19 protein-coding genes and 1 pseudogene are annotated in these 18,553 nt (G+C 69.6%); 11 read left to right on the top strand and 9 right to left on the bottom strand.

Annotation, left to right across the window (positions count from 1 at the left end):
• Positions 1–318, top strand: a pseudogene (locus tag AWC02_RS21735) (hypothetical protein); the annotation flags it as partial.
• A 14-nt stretch (positions 319–332) separates the two neighbouring features.
• Here the strand turns inward: AWC02_RS21735 and AWC02_RS00795 are convergent.
• Both AWC02_RS00795 and AWC02_RS00790 read right to left on the bottom strand, forming a co-directional pair.
• Complete coding sequence (locus tag AWC02_RS00795; protein WP_085126352.1) at positions 333–860, bottom strand: mycothiol transferase; 528 nt, start codon at positions 858–860, stop codon at positions 333–335.
• 10 nt (positions 861–870) lie between these two features.
• Entirely contained in the window at positions 871–1,254 is a 384-nt protein-coding gene (locus AWC02_RS00790) for a VOC family protein (protein WP_085126356.1), read from the bottom strand.
• A gap of 46 nt (positions 1,255–1,300) precedes the next feature.
• Here AWC02_RS00790 and AWC02_RS00785 point away from each other — a divergent pair, with 46 nt between their 5' ends.
• Both AWC02_RS00785 and AWC02_RS00780 read left to right on the top strand, forming a co-directional pair.
• Positions 1,301–3,025: an N-acyl-D-amino-acid deacylase family protein gene (locus tag AWC02_RS00785; RefSeq protein ID WP_085126350.1), complete on the top strand. Its 1,725-nt coding sequence runs from the start codon at positions 1,301–1,303 to the stop codon at positions 3,023–3,025.
• 37 nt (positions 3,026–3,062) lie between these two features.
• Positions 3,063–3,875, top strand: coding sequence for a class I SAM-dependent methyltransferase (locus AWC02_RS00780; RefSeq protein ID WP_085126348.1), 813 nt, complete (start codon positions 3,063–3,065; stop codon positions 3,873–3,875).
• Between the two features lie 4 nt (positions 3,876–3,879).
• Here the strand turns inward: AWC02_RS00780 and AWC02_RS00775 are convergent, their stop codons facing one another.
• The gene (locus AWC02_RS00775; protein ID WP_085126346.1) at positions 3,880–4,896 is read right to left on the bottom strand and encodes an aldo/keto reductase family protein; all 1,017 of its coding nucleotides are present in this window, start codon (positions 4,894–4,896) and stop codon (positions 3,880–3,882) included.
• 61 nt (positions 4,897–4,957) lie between these two features.
• Between AWC02_RS00775 and AWC02_RS00770 the strand changes: the two genes are divergently transcribed.
• A complete protein-coding gene (locus AWC02_RS00770; RefSeq protein WP_085126344.1) occupies positions 4,958–5,344 on the top strand; it encodes a hypothetical protein in 387 nt (128 codons plus the stop codon).
• A gap of 27 nt (positions 5,345–5,371) precedes the next feature.
• Complete coding sequence (locus AWC02_RS00765; RefSeq protein ID WP_085126342.1) at positions 5,372–5,773, top strand: pyridoxamine 5'-phosphate oxidase family protein; 402 nt, start codon at positions 5,372–5,374, stop codon at positions 5,771–5,773.
• On the opposite strand, the gene cobU is transcribed toward AWC02_RS00765, so the two are convergent.
• The 3 genes from cobU to AWC02_RS00750 all read right to left on the bottom strand — a co-directional run bounded on the left by cobU (position 5,754) and on the right by AWC02_RS00750 (position 9,731).
• Positions 5,754–7,091, bottom strand: coding sequence for a bifunctional adenosylcobinamide kinase/adenosylcobinamide-phosphate guanylyltransferase (cobU, locus tag AWC02_RS00760; protein ID WP_085126340.1), 1,338 nt, complete (start codon positions 7,089–7,091; stop codon positions 5,754–5,756). The genes AWC02_RS00765 and cobU overlap by 20 nt on opposite strands.
• Before the next feature lie 78 nt (positions 7,092–7,169).
• The gene (gene groL / locus AWC02_RS00755) at positions 7,170–8,795 is read right to left on the bottom strand and encodes a chaperonin GroEL (protein ID WP_085126337.1); all 1,626 of its coding nucleotides are present in this window, start codon (positions 8,793–8,795) and stop codon (positions 7,170–7,172) included.
• Between the two features lie 225 nt (positions 8,796–9,020).
• Positions 9,021–9,731 carry a M24 family metallopeptidase gene (locus AWC02_RS00750; protein ID WP_085126335.1) on the bottom strand — a complete coding sequence of 237 codons (711 nt, stop codon included), beginning with the start codon at positions 9,729–9,731 and terminating at the stop codon, positions 9,021–9,023.
• Positions 9,732–9,787: 56 nt separating this feature from the next.
• Here AWC02_RS00750 and AWC02_RS00745 point away from each other — a divergent pair, with 56 nt between their 5' ends.
• Positions 9,788–11,482 carry a DEAD/DEAH box helicase gene (locus tag AWC02_RS00745; protein ID WP_085126334.1) on the top strand — a complete coding sequence of 565 codons (1,695 nt, stop codon included), beginning with the start codon at positions 9,788–9,790 and terminating at the stop codon, positions 11,480–11,482.
• A gap of 16 nt (positions 11,483–11,498) precedes the next feature.
• Here the strand turns inward: AWC02_RS00745 and AWC02_RS00740 are convergent, their stop codons facing one another.
• Both AWC02_RS00740 and AWC02_RS00735 read right to left on the bottom strand, forming a co-directional pair.
• A complete protein-coding gene (locus AWC02_RS00740) occupies positions 11,499–12,944 on the bottom strand; it encodes a PH domain-containing protein (RefSeq protein ID WP_237160265.1) in 1,446 nt (481 codons plus the stop codon).
• Positions 12,945–12,988: 44 nt separating this feature from the next.
• A complete protein-coding gene (locus AWC02_RS00735) occupies positions 12,989–13,525 on the bottom strand; it encodes a PH domain-containing protein (RefSeq protein WP_109560805.1) in 537 nt (178 codons plus the stop codon).
• Between the two features lie 101 nt (positions 13,526–13,626).
• Between AWC02_RS00735 and AWC02_RS00730 the strand changes: the two genes are divergently transcribed.
• The 4 genes from AWC02_RS00730 to pssA are packed head-to-tail and all read left to right on the top strand — an operon-like array spanning position 13,627 to position 17,448.
• Positions 13,627–14,550, top strand: coding sequence for an SDR family NAD(P)-dependent oxidoreductase (locus AWC02_RS00730; RefSeq protein WP_085126330.1), 924 nt, complete (start codon positions 13,627–13,629; stop codon positions 14,548–14,550).
• 14 nt (positions 14,551–14,564) lie between these two features.
• The gene (moeA, locus tag AWC02_RS00725) at positions 14,565–15,797 is read left to right on the top strand and encodes a molybdopterin molybdotransferase MoeA (RefSeq protein WP_085126329.1); all 1,233 of its coding nucleotides are present in this window, start codon (positions 14,565–14,567) and stop codon (positions 15,795–15,797) included.
• Positions 15,798–15,838: 41 nt separating this feature from the next.
• The gene (locus tag AWC02_RS00720) at positions 15,839–16,546 is read left to right on the top strand and encodes a phosphatidylserine decarboxylase (protein WP_085126327.1); all 708 of its coding nucleotides are present in this window, start codon (positions 15,839–15,841) and stop codon (positions 16,544–16,546) included.
• Positions 16,543–17,448: a CDP-diacylglycerol--serine O-phosphatidyltransferase gene (gene pssA, locus AWC02_RS00715; protein WP_085126326.1), complete on the top strand. Its 906-nt coding sequence runs from the start codon at positions 16,543–16,545 to the stop codon at positions 17,446–17,448. The genes AWC02_RS00720 and pssA overlap by 4 nt, the downstream gene beginning before the upstream one ends.
• Positions 17,449–17,456: 8 nt before the next feature.
• Here pssA and AWC02_RS00710 read toward each other — a convergent pair whose 3' ends face one another.
• Positions 17,457–18,008, bottom strand: a complete 552-nt coding sequence (locus AWC02_RS00710) for a chorismate mutase (RefSeq protein ID WP_085126325.1) — start codon at positions 18,006–18,008, stop codon at positions 17,457–17,459.
• A gap of 323 nt (positions 18,009–18,331) precedes the next feature.
• Between AWC02_RS00710 and AWC02_RS22115 the strand changes: the two genes are divergently transcribed.
• On the top strand, positions 18,332–18,550 hold the full coding sequence (locus AWC02_RS22115; protein ID WP_207567968.1) for a transposase family protein: 219 nt from the start codon (positions 18,332–18,334) through the stop codon (positions 18,548–18,550).
• Positions 18,551–18,553 lie beyond the last annotated feature (3 nt).

Genomic DNA, 18,553 nt, shown 5'->3' with positions numbered 1-18,553 from the left:
ACAGGTGCGGGTGCCGGTGACGGCGGGTCCGGAGGGAAGGGCGGTGACGGCGGACTGGCCGCCAGTGCCGCGCCGGGCGGGGCCGGCGGCACCGGTGGGGTCGGCGGCGCCGGTACCGACCGTGGCACTGGCGGCTCCGGCGGCAATGGCGGCCGCGGCACCCGACTCGGCCCGCAAGGAGACGGCCGCGGAGGCGATGGCGGCGCCGGCGGCGCCGGGCGCAACGGCCAGACAGGTGGCAGCGGCGGGGTGGGCGGCGACGGTCGGGCCGACGGCACCCCGGGCTCCGATGGGGGGCCGGGCGACGACCGCGGGTGAGCTGAGCTCCGGCGCTAGGGCGCTTGGCCTTGTAAGCCGCGGAGGTAGCCGGCCTGACCCAGGTGCTGCGCGCAGTCGTCGATGATGCTGACCAGCCGTACCGCGGCCGTCACCGGCGGATCCCAGTGCTCGTCGACCACCCGGTCCAGCTCGTCGACGGTGATGGTGTCGAGGTAGTCCAGCGTCAACTGGTGGACGCCGTGGTAGTAGCCCGCCAGCAGTTGCGCCGGGGCCCGCACCTTGGCGACCTCGGCGGGACCATGGCCATAACCACTGTCACCGCGCGGCAGGTCCAGGCCGAACCGCTCCACCCAGCCGTCGCGGGTCCATACCTGCTCGACGCCCGCGATCTGGGCGATCTGGATGTCCTGCACCCGCGCGCTGTGCCAGAGCAGCCAGGCGATGCTGTTGGCCTGCTCGGTCGGCCGGTAGTCGGCCACCTCGTCGGTCAGCCCGTCGGTGAGTTCGTCGGCGTGTTCGATCAGCCGCGTGAACGCGTCTGCCAGCAGGCGCTGCAGTGCGGTGGTCGCGGTGTCGGCCATACCTGCGACGCTACCCCTGGGGGCAGTGGCAGACCGCCTCTACGTTGTTACCGTCCGGGTCGCGAACAAAGGCACCGTAGTAGGCGGGGTGATACTCCGGCCACAACCGGGGGGCGTGCAGGACCTCGGCGCCCAGACGCACGGCGGTGTCGTAGAACGCCCGCACGTGCTCGCGATCGACGGCGCTGAACGCGATGTGGACCTCGCGGTTGGGCCCCGTGGCCTCGCCGGCGGCCGCATCGGCGATCCAGAACGTCGGCTTGCCGTCCCGGCCGTAACCGAGGGCCGGGCCGACATCCAATTGCCGCGAGTAGCCCAGGACCTCGAGCACGGCGTCGTAGAACTTCTGGGATTCGGCGTAGTCGGCGCAGTTGATGCCCACGTGATCGATCACGAAAGACATCCTGGCATGCGGTAGCGCGGGGTCGTAGATTAACCGGATGAGCCTCGACCTCGTGGTCCGCAACGGCACGATCGTCGATGGCCTGGGCGGCGGACCCTATGTCGGCGACGTCGCGGTCCGCGACGGCGTCATCACCGAGATCGGGGCGGTCTCCGGCGACGCACGCCGGGTGATCGATGCCACCGGGCTGCTGCTCACTCCGGGGTTCGTCGACTTGCACACCCACTATGACGGGCAGTCCATCTGGTCGGACCGGCTCAATCCCTCGTCGGCGCACGGCGTGACGACGGCGGTGGTGGGCAACTGCGGGGTGGGCTTCGCCCCGTGCCGGTCAGCTGACCACGACGTGCTGGTGGATCTGATGGCCGGGGTGGAAGACATTCCCGGCGTTGTGATGACCGACGGCCTGCCGTGGACCTGGGAGACCTTCCCGCAGTTCCTGGACGCGGTCGACCAGCGTCCCCGCGACATCGACGTCGCGGCCTTCCTGCCGCATTCGCCGCTGCGCGTCTACGTGATGGGTCAACGCGGCGTCGACCGCGAATCCGCGACAGCCGAAGACCTCGAGACGATGCGCCGGCTGGCCAAAGAGGCCGCCGAAGCCGGAGCGCTGGGGTTCTCGTCGTCGCGGCTGAACACCCACCGCACGGGGACCGGCTCCCAGATCCCGAGCTTTGACGCCGCCTACACCGAACTGCTCGCCATCAGCCGCGGCCTGGCCGACGGCGGCGGCGGGTTGATCCAGTTTGTCCCCGATCTGCCCTCCGGCACGTACCGCCCCGTCCTGCAACAGGTTTTCGATGCCGCCACCGACGCGGGCCTGCCCGTCACGTTCAGCTTGCTGATCGGCAACTACGGCCCGCCGCTGTGGCACGACGCCATCGCCATGGTGGAGCAGGCCAATGCCGCCGGCGCCTCGATCACCGCGCAGGTCTTTCCGCGCCCGATCGGGCTGATGGTCGGCCTGGACCTGAGCATGCACCCGTTCATGCTGTACCCGGCTTACCAGCAGATCTCCGGCCTGCCCTTGGAGGAACGCGTCGCCGAGATGCGTAAACCGGAGGTGCGACAACGGATTCTCGCTGATCGCCCGACGATCACCGCTGCCAACCCGATCGCCTACATGACCCAGTCCTGGGACTGGATGTTCCCCCTCGGCGATGACCCCGACTACGAACCCGACCCTTCGAAAAGCATTGCGTCGCGCGCGAAAGCGCGAGGAGTCTCCCCCGCCGAGGAAGCGTATGACCGGCTGCTCGACGACGGCGGGCATGCGATCCTGCTCGACGCCCTGGCCAATTTCGAGAACCACTCACTGGACACGGTCAGCACTCTGATGCGGCGCGACGACGTGATACTGGGCCTGGGAGACGGTGGCGCGCACTACGGAATGATCTGTGATTCCAGCTTTCCCACCTATCTGCTGACACACTGGGCGCGTGATCGCGCGGCCAGCCGGCTCAGTGTCGAAGCGGCGGTGCGCGAATTGACGTCCACCCCTGCCGGCGTCGCCGGACTCGACGACCGCGGGCGTATCGCGGTCGGTTACAAGGCAGATCTCAACGTGATCGACCACCGGAATCTGCGGCTGCACAAGCCGGTGGTCACCTATGACCTGCCGGCCGGCGGCCGCCGACTGGACCAGACCGCCGACGGCTACGTCGCGACCATCGTCTCGGGCGAGATCATCGCGGAGAACGGCAAACCCACCGCAGCCCGGCCCGGCAGGCTGGTGCGCGGTCGTCAGCCCGCGCCGGCCTGACCCGCCGCCGGGGTTCACCGGCGTACCGTTTGACGTTGTGACCGATGCGCCAGAGCCCAAATACACCCACGGCCATCACGAATCGGTTCTGCGGGCCCACCGGGTCCGAACGGCGCAGAACTCGGCGGCCTACCTGCTGCCGTCGCTGGCACCGGGCTTGCGGGTGCTCGACGTCGGCTGCGGGCCGGGCACCATCACCGCCGATCTGGCGGCTCTCGTGGCACCCGGCCGGGTGACGGCCGTCGAGCCCGTGCCCGGGGCGCTGGATCTGGCTCGCTCCTGCGCGCGCGAGCGGGGGCAGGACAACATCGACTTCGTGGTCGCCGATGTGCACGCACTGCAGTTCCCCGACAACAGCTTTGACGTGGTTCACGCCCATCAGGTGCTCCAGCACGTCGCCGATCCGGTGACCGCGTTGCGAGAGATGCGCCGGGTCTGCCGGCCCGGCGGTGTGGTGGCCGCCCGGGACAGCGACTATGCGTCGTTCACCTGGTATCCGGCGTCGGCGGAGCTCGACGACTGGCTGCGGCTGTATCGGGACGCGGCGCGGGCCAACGGCGGCGAGCCCGACGCCGGCCGGCATCTGCTGGCCTGGGCGCACGCCGCCGGATTCACCGACGTCACCCCGACGGCGACCGCATGGTGTTACGCCACGCCCGCCGAACGGCAGCATTGGGGCGCCATGTGGGCCGATCGGATTCTGCAGTCCGCCATCGCCGAACAGCTACTCACCAGCGGTGCCGCCGATCCGGCCAAGCTGCAGGCGATTTCGCTGGCATGGCGTACCTGGGCGGATCATCCCGACGGCTGGCTGGCGTTCCTGAACAGCGAGATCCTGTGTCGGGTGTAGCCGCTTAGATCAGCCGCTCCTGCGGGGTGGAGCGGGCGACCAGCGCGGCGTCGCTGGTGACCACATCGCCGAGCACCTCATCGATGCGGGCCAGCAACTCCTCGGGAATCCGCACGCCGGCCGCTTTGACGTTCTCACTGACCTGCTCCGGCCGGGACGCCCCCACCAGCGCGGCGGCGACGTTGTCGTTCTGCAGTACCCAGGCGATCGCCAGTTGAGCCGTGCTGAGATCCAGCTCCGCGGCGATCGGCTTCAACTGCTGCACCCGGGTCAGCACATCGTCGGTCATGAACCGCTTGATGAAGTTCGCGCCACCCTTCTCGTCGGTGGCCCGCGAGCCGGCCGGCGGCGGCTGGCCCGGCAGGTACTTGCCCGACAGCACCCCCTGCGCCATCGGCGACCACACGATCTGGCTCAGCCCCAGCTCCGCGCAGGCCGGAACCACTTCGGGTTCGATCACTCGCCACAGCATCGAATACTGCGGCTGGTTCGAGATCAACGAGATGCCCAGCTGGCGGGCCAGTCCGTGGGCATGCCGGATCTGTTCGGCGGTCCATTCGCTGACACCGATGTAGAGCGCCTTGCCCGCCCGCACGATGTCGGCGAAGGCCTGCATGGTCTCCTCCAGCGGCGTGAAGGAGTCATAGCGGTGCGCCTGATACAGGTCCACGTAGTCGGTGCCCAGCCGGCGCAGCGATCCGTCGATGGCCTCCATCATGTGCTTGCGGGACAGGCCGGTGTCGTTGCGGCCCAACGGGGCCGGGCCGATCGGCCAATAGACCTTGGTGAAGATCTCCAGCGATTCGCGGCGCCGGCCCTTCAGCGCCGCGCCCAGCACCTCCTCGGCCCGCCCGTTGGCGTAGACGTCGGCGGTGTCGAAGGTGGTGATCCCGGCATCGAGCGCGGCATGCACGCAGGCGGTGGCGACGTCGTTTTCCACCTGCGAACCGTGGGTGAGCCAGTTCCCATAGGTGATTTCCGAAATTTGCAGGCCGGAGTTGCCCAGGTAGCGAAATTCCATAACGCCATCATGGCGCACCAGACCTGGGTGTGTCTGCCGGCGGATCACTATCCTCGACGTCATGGCCAAGCCCGTCGACCTCGCGCGCCTTGCCGCACTGCTGGCCGACTATCGCTTCGCCTTCCTGGTCACCGTCGGCGACGACTACCGCATCCACACCACCGCGATCACCCCGACCTTCGACGGCGTCCGGCTCGATGTCGGCCCGGTGGGATCGCACGGCCGGGCCAACCTGTCGTCTCGCACGGCCGTCACCGTGATCTGGCCGGCCCGCGACGTCGGCGACTACTCGCTGCTGGTCGACGGCCAGGCCGAGGTTCCCGCCGATCCGGCCACTGGAGTGCTGGTGACGCCCACCAAGGCCCTGTTGCACCGGCCGGTGCTGGATCCGGGCACCCAGCGCGCGCAGGGCACGGCCCATGACTGTGTGCAGCTCAAAGCCGACTGAGGGCCCGCGGGGTTAGGCTGGAGATTCATGAGTTCCGCGGTGGATTTCCCTCGGCTCGCCGAGAAGCTGGTGGGCTACGACCACGCCTACCTGATCACCGTCGACGCCGAGAATCGTCCGCATCCGGTTCCGGTGACGCCGGTCCTGCGGGCCGGCACGGTGTATATCGGTGCGCTCGGCGGCCGGCGCAGCCGGGCGAACCTGGCCCGCACCGCCGAGGTGACCGTGCTGTGGCCGCCGCCGACCCCGGGCGGCTACACCGTGATCGTCGACGGCACCGCTCAGCTATCCGGTACCGGCGAGTCGGCGCAGGTGTCCATCTGCCCCAGCAGAGCCGTCCTGATCCGGGTACCTAGCCCTGAGTCACCGGGTGGGACAAGCTGTTACAACGACTGCGTCGATCTGGCCGTCAGCCGGCGGGAAGCCTGAGCGGTCGCCCGGCCACCATCAGCACCACCTCGTCGGACTCGGCGGCGACTCGCGCGTTGAGCACTCCCAGCAGGTCGCGGAACAGCCGCCCCGATGCGGTGGGCGGAACCACTCCGCTGCCCACCTCGTTGCTCACCGCCACCACCGGGGCCGGGCAGGCCCGCCAGGCCGACACCAGCTCGTCGATATCGGCCGCGACGGCGTTGCGCCCGTCGTCGCCGCCGTCCCACACGCGGTGCAGGTCCATTCGGGCGGTGAGCCAGGTCCCGAGGCAGTCGAGCAGCACCGCCTGGCGGGCGCTCCGCAGTTCCTCGGCAACCTCGGCGGTCTCGACGGTGCGCCAGGACTCCGGGCGCCGCGCCCGGTGCGCCCGCACCCGCTCCGCCCATTCCGGGTCGCCCTCGCGCACCCCACCGGTGGCCAGGTAGGTCACCGCCGGTTCGCGGGCCAGCAGCGCCTCGGCGTGTGCCGACTTGCCGGAACGTGCGCCGCCCAGCACCAGGGTGCGCTCCGGTCGACTCGCGGCTTCACCCACTCGCACCACCTCACCGTCGCGCCCCGGCCGAGCGCCCGAATCCGACAGTATCGCAGTCAATTCCGGCTCCGGCGGATTGTGGTGACTCAGGTGTACCGCAACAACGCTGGTCGCATCGGTGACGGCCGCGCAGTCGCGCAGCCGCGCCACCGTCGTCGCGAACCCCGGCAGGTCGTGGTGCTCGGTGCCGTGTTCGGTGTAGGTCCCGAAGGTCTCCTCCAAGAAGACCGCGTCATAGCCGGCACCGGACACCGCAGTGTAGGTCTCCTCGGGGAGCGGACCGGTGTCGGTGGCCCACAGGACGCGGGCGTCGGCTGAGGCCACGTCGTAGAGCACCGCGTCGCCGCCGATGTCGGAACCGTGGGCGGCGGCCAGCACCCGCACGTCGTAGTCCCCCAGCCGGATTCGGTCACCCGCCCGCACGGTCTGGAACCGGACCGGATCGTGCGGCGCCACCCAGTCGCGGCACTGATCGAGTGCACCGGCCGGGCCGACCACATCCAGCGGTTCGGTCGCCCCGGTCCAGTGCCGCATCAGCAGGGCCGCCGGTCCGACGTGGTCGGGGTGGCCGTGGGTGAACAGAATGTGCCGGACCTGCGCCAGTGACCTGCCCCAGTGCATCGCGGCGCGCGGCGCCTCCGGCCCGCAGTCCAGCAGCAGAACCCCGTCGACCAGCGCCGCGGTCTGGGCGCGGACTGCGGTCGCCGACCGGCAGGAGGCACACCCGCAGAACGGATTCGGCCACCCGTCGGCGCTGCCGGTCCCCAGCAGCACGATCTCCATGGCACCTCCCCGTCTGCTCGGCGTCAAAAGAGAAGCCCGGCCCCACGAGGGGACCGGGCTTTCCCGTTGGCTACTGACTTAGAAGTCCATGCCGCCCATGCCACCGGTCGGGTCGCCCGCGGGTGCGGCCGCCTTCTCCGGCTTGTCGGCGACAACGGCCTCGGTGGTCAGGAACAGTGCCGCGATGGACGCCGCGTTCTGCAGCGCCGAGCGGGTCACCTTCACCGGGTCGGCAACGCCGGCCTTGAGCAGGTCCTCGTACACGCCGGACGCGGCGTTGAGGCCGGTGCCCGACGGGGAGTTGGTGACCTTCTCGGCAACGACGCCGGGCTCCAGGCCCGCGTTGAAGGCGATCTGCTTCAGCGGAGCCGACAGCGCGACGCGCACGATGTTGGCACCGGTCGCCTCGTCACCCTCGAGCTTGAGCTCGTCGAGCGACGGAGCGGCCTGCAGCAGGGCCACGCCACCACCGGCGACGATGCCCTCCTCCACGGCGGCCTTGGCGTTACGCACGGCGTCCTCGATGCGGTGCTTGCGCTCCTTGAGCTCCACCTCGGTGGCAGCCCCGGCCTTGATCACCGCAACACCGCCGGCCAGCTTGGCCAGGCGCTCCTGCAGCTTCTCGCGGTCGTAGTCGGAGTCGCTGTTCTCGATCTCCGAACGGATCTGGGCCACCCGGCCGGCGATGGCGTCGGAGTCACCCGAGCCCTCGACGATGGTGGTCTCGTCCTTGGTGATGACGACCTTGCGGGCGGTGCCCAGCAGGGAGACGTCGGCGCTCTCCAGCGACAGACCGACCTCTTCGCTGATGACCTGGCCACCGGTGAGGATCGCCATGTCCTGCAGCATCGCCTTGCGACGGTCACCGAAGCCCGGGGCCTTGACGGCAACGGACTTGAAGGTGCCGCGGATCTTGTTCACGACCAGGGTCGACAGGGCCTCACCCTCGACGTCCTCGGCGATTATCAGCAGCGGCTTGCCGGACTGGATGACCTTCTCCAGCAACGGCAGCAGGTCCTTGACCGTCGAGATCTTGGAGCTGACCAGCAGGATGTAGGGGTCCTCCAGGACGGCTTCCTGGCGCTCGGGGTCGGTGACGAAGTAGCCCGAGATGTAGCCCTTGTCGAAGCGCATGCCCTCGGTGAGCTCCAGCTGCAGGCCGAAGGTGTTGGACTCCTCGACGGTGATGACACCCTCGTTGCCGACCTTGTCCATGGCCTCGGCGATCAGGTCACCGATGCTCTGGTCACCCGCGGAGATACCGGCGGTGGCCGCGATCTGCTCCTTGGTCTCGACCTCCTTGGCCGTTGCGAGGAGACCTTCCGTGATCTTTGCGACGGCCTTCTCGATGCCGCGCTTCAGACCCAGCGGGTTGGCGCCGGCGGCCACGTTGCGCAGGCCTTCCTTGACCAGGGCCTGGGCCAGCACGGTGGCGGTGGTGGTGCCGTCACCCGCGACGTCGTCAGTCTTCTTGGCGACCTCTTTGACCAGCTCGGCGCCGATCTTCTCGTACGGGTCCTCCAGCTCGATCTCCTTGGCGATGGACACACCATCGTTGGTGATCGTGGGGGCGCCCCACTTCTTCTCCAGGACGACGTTGCGGCCCTTGGGGCCCAGCGTCACCTTGACCGCGTCGGCGAGGGCGTTCAGACCCCGCTCGAGGCCGCGACGGGCCTCTTCGTCATACGCAATTTGCTTAGCCATTGCGAAGTGTTTCCTCCGGTTAGGGGGTGCACGTCTTGTTGGTCGGGTGCAGTGCCCGCGACGGACGGCTGTGGGTGTGCTCCGCAGGTGCGGCCCCTGCCTCACCGTCCCGACCTAGCACTCGCTGGTCGCGAGTGCCAACGTCATTTTTAGCACTCGGCCCTAGAGAGTGCAAGGTTGCCAGCTCGGACCCGGCAGGGGGCGATCCAGCCGGTCAACCGGGGCTCAGACCACGTCGAGCAGCTGCTCGTAGAAACCCCCGAACCCGCGGGCGCGGTTCACCAGGTGAACCTCGAGGATCCAGTGACACACCCGGCCGGTGGCGTCGGTCCGGCGCATCGGTTCATCGGAACCGGGCGCGACGTAGAACCGGGCTTCGTCGCCGCTGATCTTCTTATGCGGAAACTCCCCCAGCAGGTGTCCGGCGATCGGTGCACCGAACTCCAGACCCTCGTCCCGGGCCAAGCCGACGACGTGGTCGAACAGCTGCGCACCGGTGATGTCGGTGTGGGCCTCGAAGAACTCCCGGCCGGCATTCCACACCCGGGGCAGCGCGTCGCGCAGCGCCAATTTGTCCGGGTCAGCATCAGCACCGCCGAGCACAAAGGTGCGGCCGAAGTCGGCCTCCCACTGCTCGAAGATCGGCCCCAGGTCGAGGTAGACGATGTCGTCGTCGGTGATGACCCGGTCGGGCGGGTCGGCGCGGAACGGCAGCAGGGTGTTCTCCCCGGCCCGCACCACCCGCCGATGCCAGTGCCGCGTCACCCCGAACAGGTCGGCGGCGAGCGCGGCGATCTCCTCGGAAAGGCGGCGCTCACCGACTCCGGGACGGATCAGGGCGCGGCGCTCGATTTCGTCGAACAGCGCGCCCGCCTTGGCCTGCGCGTCGCGAAGCCGCTCGACTCGAACCGATTCCGGTTCCGGCGGGGTGGACACACCAGCGATGCTATCGGCTTGCCCTAGACTTCGATCTTGATCAGATAGGAGACCGGGTGCGGGCTGAACCAGCGCCCAGCACCCGGGCTTTGCGGGGCTGGCAACGCCGGGCTTTGGTGCGCTATCTGAGCGCCAAGCCACGAGATTTCCTGATGGTCGCCACTCCCGGCGCAGGTAAGACGACGTTCGCTCTGCGCATCGTGGCCGAACTGCTGGCCGACCGCACCGTCGAGCGGATCACGATCGTGGTCCCCACCGAGCACCTCAAGGTGCAGTGGGCCTCAGCCGCCGCGGCCCACGGCATCGCCCTGGATCCGCGGTTTTCCAACTCCGACTCGCAGACCAGCGCGGAGTACCACGGCGTCGTCGTGACCTACGCCCAGGTCGCCAGCCACCCGGCCCGGCACCGGGTGCGCACAGAGGCCATGAAGACGCTGGTGATCTTCGACGAGATCCACCACGGCGGCGACGCCAAGAGCTGGGGCGACGGCATCCGGGAAGCGTTCTCCGACGCGACCCGCCGGCTGGCGTTGACCGGCACCCCGTTCCGCAGCGACGACAGCCCGATCCCGTTCGTCAACTACGAGCCCGACGGTGCCGGCCACCTGCGATCGGTGGCTGATGACACCTACGGCTACACCGACGCGCTGGCCGACGGCGTGGTGCGCCCGGTGGTGTTCATGGCCTACTCCGGCGAAGCGCGCTGGCGCGACAGCGCCGGCGAGGAATACTCGGCCCGGCTCGGCGAGCCGCTGACCGCCGAGCACACCGCCCGCGCATGGCGCACGGCACTGGACCCGGCCGGGGAATGGATGCCGGCGGTGATCACCGCCGCGGACAAACGGCTGCGCCAGTTGCGCGACGGCGGCATGGCCGACGCGGGCGGCATGATCATCGCCTCGGATCAGAAGGCGGCCAGGGCCTACGCCAAGCTGCTGACGAACCTCACCGGGGAGGCGCCGACCGTCGTGCTCTCCGACGATGCCGGGGCCTCGGACAAGATCGCGCAGTTCTCCGCAGCCACCAGCCCCTGGCTGGTGGCGGTGCGGATGGTCTCCGAAGGCGTCGACGTGCCCCGGCTGGCGGTGGGCGTCTACGCCACGAGCGCATCCACCCCGTTGTTCTTCGCTCAGGTGATCGGCCGGTTCGTCCGGTCACGGCGCCCCGGGGAGACCGCCAGCATCTTCCTGCCGTCCGTGCCGTCACTGCTGGGCCTGGCCAGCGAACTCGAACAGCAGCGCAACCACGTATTGGGCAAACCGCACCGGGAGTCCGAGCGCGACGAGTTCGCCGAGGCCGAGCGCCGTCGCGACGAACCCTCGGAAATGGAGAACAAATTCGAATCGTTGGGGGCCGACGCCGAGCTGGACCAGGTGATCTTCGACGGCGCCTCGTTCGGCACCGCCACCCCCGCCGGCAGTGAGGAAGAGGCCGATTACCTGGGCATCCCGGGACTGCTCGATCCCGACCAGATGCGTGACCTGCTGCGGCGCCGCCAGGAGGAACAGCTGGACCGCCGCTCGAAGGTGGCGGCCGCGGGTGGGGCCGCTCCTGCACCGGTGACCACGCATGGTCAGTTGCGGGCGCTGCGTCACGAACTCAACGCGCTGGTGTCGGCGGCACATCATCGTCTCGGCAAGCCGCACGGCTGGATCCACAACGAATTGCGCCGGATCTGCGGCGGCCCGCCGGTGGCGGCGGCGACATCGGATCAGTTGCGGGCGCGCATCGAGGCCATCCGGCAGCTGTAGCCGACGACGCCGTCGCTCAACCCCGCCGCGTCCAGCGGCTCTGCGCCACCCACGGCGAGGCCTGCGCCGCTATCGACCAGGCCCACTCCTGCGGCACGTCGATCACCCGGTAGGCCTTGACACCGGCGGCGGTGGCCGCGATCAGGGTGGCCACCCCGGCGCGCCGCTGAAACCAGCTCTGGCGCACGGTCCAGCCGACGATCCCGGCGGTGGAGATGCAGTAGCGGCGCTGTTCCCAGCTGCCGGTGCGCGCCGACAGCCAGTGCGCGTCGACACGATGCCCCAGGGCACGCGCCCGGTCGGCGGCCAGCAACGCCGCACCCACCGTGATCGCCGCCCAGGCCGGCCAGCACCACTGCGGCACGTCGCCGACCGCCGCCGCAACAGCGAGTCCCACCCCCAGAACCACCGGTCCCATCATCGCCCGGGTCCAACGCCGGCGCACCGCGGCCGGGCCATGCTTGCGCAGCGGGCCGGTGACCACGGCGGGGTCACCGATCAGCCCGGTCAGCACTTCCTCAGCGGTGGCCCGGGGACACGGAGGCAGCAGGATCGACGACTCACCCTCACCGGTGATTCCCGTCATCGCCGCGTCCAGTCGCGCGCCACCGAACACCCGCACCAACAGTGGCCGGCGCACTGTTCCGCCGCGCAACCGACGCATGTCGTAGTTGTAGTGACGGACCCGTAGCAGCCCATATCGCAACGCCAGCACGTCGGCGGCCGCCCCCGAACTGCGAGACAGCACCAGGTTCCCGTAGGTCAGCAAAGACCGCAGCACCGCCAGCACCATCGAGACCACCCACAGCACGGCGGCGATCAGTACCGCGCTCTGCCGAAGGCCGAACTGTTCAGCGGCCTCGATCCAGCCCCTGCTCACCGGCGAATCCTGCAGCGCCGCCCAGACTCCGCTCTGAAACAGTGCCCCCACCGCGGCACCGACCATCACCAGCCCGGACAGGCTCAGCGGGCTGAAACGCAGCCACGACGGCTGCCACCGCGCCAGCACCGTCGCACGAGCGGGCTCCGCGGGCGTCGATACGGGCTGTCCGGTATGGGCCAGCAGCGTCGCCCGCAACTGCGGCACCTGGCTGCTCGGGACCGCGTTCAGTTCGAAGGCGCGGTCTCCGGTTGCGTGCTGACCAGTGCTGACCCTCAGCACGGTCAAACCCAACAGACGGTGCAGCGGCCGGGCGTCGGTCTCCACCGAGCGAATGCGATTCCGGGGCACCGACAGCACTTTGCGGCGCACCAGACCTGACCGAAGCTGGACGCGGCCGGCTTCGGGGTCGGGTTCGATGCGGTAGCTGGTGGTGAACCAACGCGTCACACCCACTACGGCGATCACCCCGACCAGCGGCAGCACCCAGAGCTGATTGTCGGTCGCTGAGCCGAACACCACCACGGCGACCAACAGCGGCAGCTCGCGCAGCACCTCGTGCAGCGGATGCACCAACAGCATCCGCGGGCTCAGCCGCTGCCAGGCCGGTTCCTCGGCGATGGTGCTCACGTGGCATCTCCTGCCCCCAGTGACGCGATGTCGGTCAGTTGCTCGACGACCCATTCGGCGACCGACAAGTCCAACGCAACGATGTGCACCGCTCCTGCCGAGGAGGCGGTGGTCACTCGAACGTTGGCCAACCCCAACAGCCGATCCAGGGGGCCCCGGTAGGTGTCGACGGTCTGCACCCGCGACAGCGGCGCGATCCGGCGTTCCTGCACCAGCCAGCCGGTGCGGGTGTACACCGCGCGGTCGCTGATGTCCCACCGGTGCACGCGGTAGCGCCACAACGGCGCGATCACCACCGACACCAACAGGCCCAGCGCCGTGACGGCGAGGGCCGCGGTGTGCAGCCATTGCGGGTAGCGCACGGTCGCTTCGGCCACCTGTTCGTCGGCGAGCGCCCAGCCCAGCTGCAGCAGGGCCAGCAGCAGCCACGGCACCGCACCGACCATGGCCCACACCAGGGGTGCGCGGGAACTGGGCGGGGTGGCGGGATCGAGCAACATGATCTCGTCGGACGGGTCTGTGTGCTGCGCCATGTAGGAGAGGATGGCAGGGTGCGGTCCGCCCCGCATCGTCGACGGCGCTTCTGCGACAACTAATCCAGCGCACACCGCGCCACCTGAGTATCGTTTGTCACATGGGTGGGCGGGATCGGTGGACGACTGCGGACCTACCGGATCAAACCGGGCGCGTTGCAGTGATCACCGGCTCCAACACCGGAATCGGGTATCACACCGCCGCGGAGCTCGCTGAACACGGCGCTCGGGTGGTGCTGGCGGTCCGCGATCTGGAGAAGGGCGACGCTGCGGCACAGCAGATCCGCGAGACCAGCCCGCAGGCCGCCGTCGAGGTGCAGCATCTCGATCTGAGTTCGCTCGCCTCGGTCCGCGAAGCCGCCGAGGCCCTCGGCGCCGCACATCCCCGCATCGACCTGCTGATCAACAACGCCGGCGTCATGTACACCCCCAAACAGCACACCGCCGATGGATTCGAGCTCCAGTTCGGTACCAACCATCTGGGGCACTTCGCCCTGACCGGTCTGCTGCTGCCACGAATGCTGCGGGTGCGGCAGTCGCGCGTGGTGACCGTGAGCAGCATGGCGCACCGGATCATGGCAGCCATCCACTTCGACGACCTGCAGTGGGAGCACGGCTACAACCGGATCGCCGCCTATGGGCAGTCCAAGCTGGCCAACCTGATGTTCACCTACGAACTGCAGCGCCGGCTGGCCGCCAAACGCCGCTCCACCATCGCCGTCGCCGCCCACCCCGGCACCGCCAACACCGAACTGACCCGGCACCTCCCGCCGTTCCTGCGCCCCGCGGACCGCCTGCTGACGCCGCTGGTGGTACAGAGCGCCGCCATGGGGGCGTTGCCCACGCTGCGGGCGGCCACCGACCCTGAGGTGACCGGCGGCCAGTACTACGGTCCCGGCGGCATCGGTGAGCAGCGCGGATATCCCAAGCTGGTCGAGGCCAGCAAGCAAGCGCACGATGTCGAGTTGCAGCAGCGGCTGTGGTCGGTCTCCGAGGAGCTGACGGGAGTCACCTTCCCGGTCTGAGTCAGACTGTCGGCATGCGATCCGTCGAAGAGCACCAGCGGGCCGTCGCCGATCTGATCCGTCCCCGGCCACCGGTCACGGTCTCACTGTCCGATGCCGAGGGCTTGGCGCTGGCCGCGGACGTGATCGCACCGATCTCGCTGCCGGTCTTCGACAACTCCGGCATGGACGGCTACGCCGTGCTCGCCGACGACGTGGCCGGCGCCACGCCCGACAATCCGGTGACCTTGCCCGTCACCGAGGACATTCCGGCCGGCCGCACCGATATCCCCACGCTGACACCGGGATCCGCGCACCGCATCATGACCGGCGCACCCATTCCGCACGGCGCCGACGGGGTGATTCCCGTGGAGGCCACCGACGGTGGCGCCGATGTGGTGCGGATCAGCGCCGCCACCACGCGGGGCCGCCACATCCGGCCGGCCGGCAGCGATGTCTCCGCGGGCGCCACCGTGCTCCGGGCGGGGCAGCTGGTCAACGCGCCGACGGCCGGCCTGGCGGCGGCGCTGGGCCTGGCCGAACTGCCGGTGCAGCCCCGGCAGCGGGTTCTGGTGATCTCCACCGGGTCCGAACTGGTCGAACCGGGCACGCCGCTGGCACCCGGACAGATCTACGAGTCCAACGGCGTGATGCTCTCGGCCGCGGTGCGGGAGGCCGGCGCCGAGGTGGTTGCCACGGCGACCGTCGCCGACGACACCGCCGCGTTCACCGGGGTGCTCGACCGGTACGGCGTGTATGACGGGGCGGTGGATCTGGTGATCACCAGCGGCGGGGTCAGTGCGGGCGCCTACGAGGTGGTCAAGGATGTCTTCGGGCGCGACGGCGATCAGGGTGTGCACTTCGTCAAGGTGGCCATGCAGCCTGGGATGCCGCAGGGTATCGGCAGAATCGGCGGCCCGGGCGGCGGCGCCGCCATCATCACGCTGCCCGGCAATCCGGTCAGCGCACAGGTGTCCTTCGAGGTCTTCGTCCGGCCCGCCCTGCGCCGCGCGATGAACCTGCCGTCCCCGGATCGGCCGCGCCGCAACGCCGTTCTGCGCGAGAAGCTGACCTCTCCGGCCGGTAAGCGGCAGTTCCGCCGCGGACTGCTCGACCACCAGACCGCTACCGTCACCAGCTACGGGCCGCCGGCCTCGCACCACCTGCGCTACCTGGCTTCGGCGAACTGCCTGCTCGACATCGCCGACGACGTCACCGAACTGCCCGACGGCGCCGAAGTGGAAGTCTGGGACCTGACCGGGTGGTGATCCCGGCGGTGCGTTGACACCGCAGCTTCTAAGATGGCCCAATGGCCCGACGCCCTCGCGCAGCAGATGATCCCGGCGGCCTTCGGCATCTGATCGAGCTGGTGCGCTCGACGGTGCCGCCGATGCACAGCGCCGGCTTGCCGTTCGTCGGCGGCGCGCTGAGCGTGGCGCTGTTGGGCCGTAAGCGCCGTTGGGCGCGCACCGCCGGGTTGCTGGCGGCCGGGGCCAGCGCCGGGTTCTTCCGGCATCCGCACCGGGTGCCGCCGACCCGCCCCGGTGTGGTGGTGGCTCCCGCCGACGGCACGGTGTGCCTGGTCGACTCGGCGGCTCCACCTCCGGAGCTGGATCTGCCCGATACCCCGCTGCCACGGGTCAGCATCTTCATGTCGGTCTTCGACGCCCACGTCCAGCGGGCTCCGGTCGGCGGCGAGGTGATCGAGGTGCTGCATCGGGCCGGCAGGTTCGGATCGGCGGACCGCACCGAGGCCAGCGAGGACAACGAACGCAACAGCGTGCGGATCCGCACCGCCGACGGTGCCGAGGTGATCGCCGTGCAGGTCGCCGGACTGGTCGCGCGGCGCATCATCTGCGACACCCGGCCCGGCGACTATCTGGCGATCGGTGACACCTACGGACTGATCCGGTTCGGTTCACGGCTCGACGTCTACCTGCCGGTGGGGACTCAGCCGCTGGTGGGCGTCGGCCAGCGCATGGTGGCCGGCGAAACCGTCCTGGCCCACCTGTCATGACCGCCACCGCCGCCGACCCGGCCCGGGGCCGGGGCCCGGTAGGTCTGCACATTCTGCCGAGTTCGATGACGGTCCTGGCGATCTGCGCGGGCCTGACCTCGATCAAGTACGCCCTCGACGGGCAGCCCCACATCGCCATGGCGCTGATCGCCGCCGCCGCCATCCTCGACGGTCTGGACGGCCGGGTGGCGCGCATCCTGGACGCCGAGTCGCGGATGGGCGCCGAGATCGATTCCCTGGCCGACGCGGTCGACTTCGGGGTGGCGCCCGCGGTGGTGATCTATGTGTCCCTGTTGTCGACACAGCCGGCGGGCTGGATCGTGGTGTTGCTGTACGCGGTGTGTGTGGTGCTGCGCCTGGCCCGGTTCAACACCCTGCTCGACGACGCCACCCAGCCCGCCTACACCCGGGAGTTCTTCGTCGGGATGCCGGCACCGGCCGGAGCCATCACCTTGATGGGACTGCTGGCCGCCAAGCTGCAGTTCGGCGAGGGATGGTGGACGTCGCAGTGGTTCACCTGCATCTGGGTGGTGGGCACCTCGATGCTGCTGGTGAGCCGTATCCCGATGCGCAAGATGCACGCCGTGTCGGTGCCGCCGCATCTGGCGGCGGCCCTGCTGGCGGTGCTGGCACTGGTGGCAGCGGCGGCGTTCCTGTTCCCCTACGTGCTGGTGCTGGTGCTGATCGGGGCCTACCTGTGCACCATCCCGTTCTCGGTCCGCAGCCAGCGCTGGGTGGCCGCCCACCCGGAGGCATGGGAGGACGCCCCCCGGGAGCGCCGGGCCGCGCGGCGGGCCATCCGGCGGGCGCAGCCGAGCCGCCGCCCGGGCGTGCGGCGGGGAATCCGCCGGCCCGGCGGTCAGTCGATGGCACGGCTGCGGCTGCGCAAGCCGGGTCGCTGACGGCGCGGTCAGCCGGCGCAGTAATCCTTCGTCGCCGACGACAGCGCCTGCCGGTAGAACTCGTCGAGCTGCCGTGCGTCGCTGACGGTCCGGGTCGCCTCCCGGAGTTCAGCGGCGCACGCGGGCGAATGCAGCAGTTCCCATCGGCGGCCGATCTGGGCCAGCATGGCCTGGTTGAAACCGTCGATGCGCGCCCGGGAAGCCGCCAGTTCGGGCGCGGCGGCCGGGGCGGCCGCCGGATCCAGCTTCCACTGCGCGAACCGGTAGTGCTCGGCGGCCTCGGTCGCGGCGATCTGGTCGGCGAAGATCCGGCGTACGTAGTCGGAGTCCAGCTCGGCACCGGTGGCGTCGGCGGCGACCTTGTCGAGTTGCTGCCCCACCCGGGAGGGATCCTCGATGGCGCCGCCGGTCTGCCACTTGACCGCCGCTACGTCATCGGCGACCTGCAGCCGCTGGGCCGCGGCGTCCACCAGGTCGGACAACGGGGATGCACCGTCGGCCCGGGCGGTGGCCGGGACGGTCAGCACCGTGGTGATTGCACAGATCGCTAACAGTCGCATGGACCCTATTCAAACCTGCCGGACAACAAATCGGCACCGCACCGTTGAAAAGTGGCTCATTCCCGGTTGGGAGTGCGTGGCGGGTATGCGCTGACAGCGTGAGGCTGAGGGTGTAGGCGGGTCCTGGGGTGTGACGATAGGGGTTCTCACACACCAGATCGACCACCCACAGGACCCCTTGTCTGAGCCTACGTGCCTTGCTGCCGACACCATCTGCCGAACCGTCGACTTGGGGTGGCGATCAGCGGCGCGGCGATCGCCGACGAGCTGACCTGGATCGACTGCCGGCCGGTCGAACACGATCCGATGTGCCCCAATGCGGTATGCCCGGACGGTTGCGTGATCACGTCGAACGGGTCTTGACCGACTTACCCGTCGTGGGGCACCCGACCCGACTGCGGGTCCGCCTGCCACGGTTCGTTTGCAGCAATGTGCGCTGCGCGGTGACGGTCTTTCGGCAGCGCATGGGGGTAAGTCCCCTGGGGTGGTGGGGTTTCGGGCCTGCGGCTGACCGGGGCGGTTGGGCTCTGGTGTGTCGTTGAGGA

It is taken from the genome of Mycolicibacter engbaekii (genome assembly GCF_002101585.1).
GTDB classification, from domain to species: domain Bacteria; phylum Actinomycetota; class Actinomycetes; order Mycobacteriales; family Mycobacteriaceae; genus Mycobacterium; species Mycobacterium engbaekii.
This window is presented reverse-complemented; position numbering and strand designations above follow the sequence as displayed.

Coding starts and splice junctions, on each gene's coding strand:
- AWC02_RS00795 (WP_085126352.1), bottom strand. CDS start 860: ATGGCCGACACCGCGACCACCGCACTGCAGCGCCTGCTGGCAGACGCG.
- AWC02_RS00785 (WP_085126350.1), top strand. CDS start 1,301: ATGAGCCTCGACCTCGTGGTCCGCAACGGCACGATCGTCGATGGCCTG.
- AWC02_RS00775 (WP_085126346.1), bottom strand. CDS start 4,896: ATGGAATTTCGCTACCTGGGCAACTCCGGCCTGCAAATTTCGGAAATC.
- AWC02_RS00770 (WP_085126344.1), top strand. CDS start 4,958: ATGGCCAAGCCCGTCGACCTCGCGCGCCTTGCCGCACTGCTGGCCGAC.
- AWC02_RS00765 (WP_085126342.1), top strand. CDS start 5,372: ATGAGTTCCGCGGTGGATTTCCCTCGGCTCGCCGAGAAGCTGGTGGGC.
- cobU (WP_085126340.1), bottom strand. CDS start 7,091: ATGGAGATCGTGCTGCTGGGGACCGGCAGCGCCGACGGGTGGCCGAAT.
- groL (WP_085126337.1), bottom strand. CDS start 8,795: ATGGCTAAGCAAATTGCGTATGACGAAGAGGCCCGTCGCGGCCTCGAG.
- AWC02_RS00740 (WP_237160265.1), bottom strand. CDS start 12,944: ATGCTGTTGGTGCATCCGCTGCACGAGGTGCTGCGCGAGCTGCCGCTG.
- AWC02_RS00735 (WP_109560805.1), bottom strand. CDS start 13,525: ATGGCGCAGCACACAGACCCGTCCGACGAGATCATGTTGCTCGATCCC.
- AWC02_RS00730 (WP_085126330.1), top strand. CDS start 13,627: ATGGGTGGGCGGGATCGGTGGACGACTGCGGACCTACCGGATCAAACC.
- moeA (WP_085126329.1), top strand. CDS start 14,565: ATGCGATCCGTCGAAGAGCACCAGCGGGCCGTCGCCGATCTGATCCGT.
- AWC02_RS00720 (WP_085126327.1), top strand. CDS start 15,839: ATGGCCCGACGCCCTCGCGCAGCAGATGATCCCGGCGGCCTTCGGCAT.
- pssA (WP_085126326.1), top strand. CDS start 16,543: ATGACCGCCACCGCCGCCGACCCGGCCCGGGGCCGGGGCCCGGTAGGT.
- AWC02_RS00710 (WP_085126325.1), bottom strand. CDS start 18,008: ATGCGACTGTTAGCGATCTGTGCAATCACCACGGTGCTGACCGTCCCG.
- AWC02_RS22115 (WP_207567968.1), top strand. CDS start 18,332: ATGCCCGGACGGTTGCGTGATCACGTCGAACGGGTCTTGACCGACTTA.